Here is a 3,451-nt window from a genome sequence, read left to right on the forward strand (position 1 = left end):
ACCGGCTGTTCCGCCAGCTCCAGGTACGGCAACCCCGCCCGTTCCGTCGGCACCGAATGTTGTCGTTCCACCTGCACCAGGCGCTGCTGTACCCCCAGCCCCCGCCGTTCCGCCAGCACCAGGCGCAGCAGTTCCACCCGCCCCAGGCTCTGCTGTACCTCCCGCACCGGGTGCGGCAGTCCCGCCGGCCCCTGGATCGGCGACCCCGCCTACTCCGGCAGTCCCTCCGGCACCGGGCAGCGCGATTCCGCCACTGAGCGAAGATGATGACGAATAACAAGGTGCTGAGGTAGCGGCCCAAGAGTCCAGGTCCTGACCAGGCGGTGAGATTCCACGTGAACTCTCGCCGCCTTTTGTGTTTTCCCAGTTCGCTGACTGTGACGGACAGGGTTCACGTGGAATCGCGACGCCCGCCCGCCGCCCACCCCTCACCACCCACGCCCCGAAAGTGCGCAGCTGCGCACTCCCAGCCTGAAAGATCCGGAAAGATCAGGGCTTACCCGGAGGTCACTGTGCAGCCGCATCAGTAAACTCGGTGACATGAATATGAGGTACCCCGCCCCCGGCCCGAACATGAGACTGAGTGACGCCGAACGCAGCGCCGCCATGTCGACGCTGGGTCGCGCCTTCGCGGAGGGGCGGCTCACCATCGACCAGTATGACGAGCGGTGCCAGAAGATCGCGGAGGCTGAGTTCCACCGTGACCTGGATCCGCTGTTCAGTGACATCCCGCGGTTCAGTGGTCAGGCGACGGGGCAGGTCGACAAGCTGTATTCGGCGCAGGAGATAGAGTCCGCGTACCGGGAGGGGCGCAACATCCGCCTGGGGCTGCTGGGGTTGACCACGATCGGTGGTGTGGTTGGTGCAGCGGTGGCTGCTTCGGCGCTGAGTTTCGTGTTCATGGCCTTGATTCCGACCATGTGGGTGCTGCTGTACATCATGAAGGTGGGGCCGAAGTCGTGGTATGTGCCGAGTGCGAGGGCCGTCGATAAGCAGCGTCTGAGGGAGCTGCGGACGACGGAGCAGCTGCGCGCCGCTGAACTGCGCCTGCAGAATCAGGAGCAGCTGGAGGCGTTGAGGGCGGAACGCCGCGCTCAGACGGCGGAATTGACGAACAAGGCGATGGGTTTCGTGAACAAGGCGTTGGAGCGTGGCAAGAAGTAGTGGCAACATGTAGTCCATGAGTGAGACCGACTCCCCGACCCCTGCCCGCCGACGCCCCCGTACCTTCGATCAGTCGAACAAGATGAAGGACGTCCTGTACGAGATCCGTGGCCCGGTGTCGGCGGAGGCGGAGCGGCTGGAGGCGGATGGTCATCACATCCTCAAGCTGAACACCGGTAATCCGGCCACGTTCGGCTTCGATGCGCCCGATGTCATCATGCGTGACATGATCGCCGCACTGCCGACCGCACAGGGCTACTCGACGTCGAAGGGCATCATCCCGGCACGTCGTGCCGTGGTCACCCGCTATGAGCTTGTCGACGGCTTCCCGGATTTCGACGTCGAGGACGTGTTCCTCGGCAACGGCGTCTCCGAGCTGATCACCATGACCATGCAGGCGCTGCTCAACGACGGCGATGAGGTCCTCATCCCCGCCCCGGACTACCCGCTGTGGACCGCCGCGTGCTCCCTGTCCGGTGGCAAGCCGGTGCATTACCTGTGCGATGAGGAGGACGACTGGAACCCGTCGATCGAGGACATCCGTTCCAAGGTGACGGAGAAGACGAAGGCGATCGTCGTCATCAACCCGAACAACCCGACGGGTGCGGTGTACTCCCGCGAGATCCTGCAGCAGATCGTCGACATCGCGCGTGAGCATGAGCTGCTCATCCTCGCCGACGAGATCTACGACCGCATCCTCTACGACGACGCCGAGCACATCTCCCTGGCCACCCTGGCCCCGGATCTGCTCACCATCACGTACAACGGCCTGTCCAAGGCGTACCGTGTCGCGGGTTACCGCGCCGGCTGGATGGTGCTCACCGGCCCGCAGGACCACGCCCGTGGCTTCATCGAGGGCCTCGAGCTGCTCGCCGGCACCCGCCTGTGCCCGAACGTGCCCGCGCAGCACGGCATCCAGGTGGCGCTGGGCGGCAAGCAGTCGATCTACTCCCTGACCGGTGAAGGCGGACGGCTGCTCAACCAGCGCAACATCGCGCACAAGAAGCTCAACGAGATCCCCGGCGTGAGCTGCGTGAAGCCGATGGGTGCGCTCTACGCGTTCCCGCGCCTGGACCCCAACGTCTACGAGATCCACGACGACGCGAAGCTCATGCTCGACATCCTCCGCGCCGAGAAGATCCTCCTCGTGCAGGGCACCGGCTTCAACTGGCCGACGACCGACCACTTCCGTCTGGTCACCCTGCCGTGGGCGTCGCAGCTGGAGAACGCCATCGAGCGGCTGGGCAACTTCCTGGTCAGCTACAAGCAGTAGCGGCGAAATCCGGGACGACGTGCTCGATGAGTTCCTCGAGCACCTCGTCCGCCGGGCGTGTCCCGCGCTTCAGGCCGAGGATGCAGTGGTCGACGCCCATCGCCTCCAGTTCGTGGAGGATGCGCACGAGCGGCCGCGCGCCGACGGACCAGCCGAACTTGATCGGCCCGGGCTCCGCGTCGAGGTCGGGGTGCAGGTCGAGGGCGATGTTCATGCCGAAGGGCTTGTCCACCCCGTCGCGCCACTCGGCGAGGTACTTCTGCTGCGTGGGCAGGGGGCGGTGGTAGGTGAGGTGGGCGTCGGCGTGCTCGCGGTGCCACTCCATCGACTGCAGGCATGAGCCGACGGTGAGCACCGGCGGGCGCACGGCGAGGGGCTTCGGCACGATGTCGCCGCCCCACATACGGCCGCGTGACCAGCGGATTCCCTGGTTCTCGGTGGTCCAGGCCTGGTTCATCACGTCGAGGTTCTCGCGGAACACGTCGGCGCGGGCGCCCTCCTCGAGACCGAAGGCCTTGTACTCGACGGGCCGGTCGCCCGTCGCGATGCCGAACAGGAACCGCCCGCCCGACAGGTGGTCGACGCTGGCCGCCTCCTTCGCCAGATGCAGGGGATGCCGCACGGGAGCCACGACGGCTGCGGTGCCCAGTGCGATCTCGCTTGTCGACGCCGCCAGGTACCCCAGATACGGGAACGGGTCCCACACCTGCCCCACGTCGCCGAAGTCGGCGACACGCAGCGGGATGTCGCGGAGCCAGGCCGTCGCGAAGCCGCCCTCCTCCGCCCGGCGGATGAGTTCCACCTGACGGGGGATGTCCACCGTCGGGTGCTCCGCGTTGCCCGCGGACAACGGCAGCGCGATCCCCAGCGTCAGGCGGCCGCGCGGGAAGGTCCGCCGGAAGCCGGGCAGGGAGGTGACGGGGGCGTCAGACAGAGAGAACGGAGCCATACCTTCTCATGCTATCCGGGCAGCGGGCTTCTCAAGGCTGAAGTGTGCGGCCCAGGGCGTGGATA

The 3,451-nt window shown here is 66.4% G+C and carries 3 protein-coding genes; 2 read left to right on the forward strand and 1 reads right to left on the reverse strand.

Annotated features, from left to right (window positions below; translation table 11 throughout):
- Nucleotides 1–540 precede the first annotated feature (540 nt).
- The gene (locus tag GXZ33_RS10450) at nt 541–1,164 is read left to right on the forward strand and encodes a DUF1707 domain-containing protein (RefSeq protein ID WP_291340974.1); all 624 of its coding nucleotides are present in this window, start codon (nt 541–543) and stop codon (nt 1,162–1,164) included.
- 16 nt (nt 1,165–1,180) lie between these two features.
- Nucleotides 1,181–2,437, forward strand: a complete 1,257-nt coding sequence (locus tag GXZ33_RS10455) for a pyridoxal phosphate-dependent aminotransferase (protein ID WP_291340975.1) — start codon at nt 1,181–1,183, stop codon at nt 2,435–2,437.
- Here the strand turns inward: GXZ33_RS10455 and GXZ33_RS10460 are convergent.
- The gene (locus tag GXZ33_RS10460; RefSeq protein ID WP_291340976.1) at nt 2,421–3,386 is read right to left on the reverse strand and encodes an LLM class oxidoreductase; all 966 of its coding nucleotides are present in this window, start codon (nt 3,384–3,386) and stop codon (nt 2,421–2,423) included. The genes GXZ33_RS10455 and GXZ33_RS10460 overlap by 17 nt on opposite strands.
- Nucleotides 3,387–3,451: the final 65 nt, after the last annotated feature.

It is taken from the genome of Corynebacterium sp., from assembly GCF_012838985.1.
Classification (GTDB): domain Bacteria; phylum Actinomycetota; class Actinomycetes; order Mycobacteriales; family Mycobacteriaceae; genus Corynebacterium.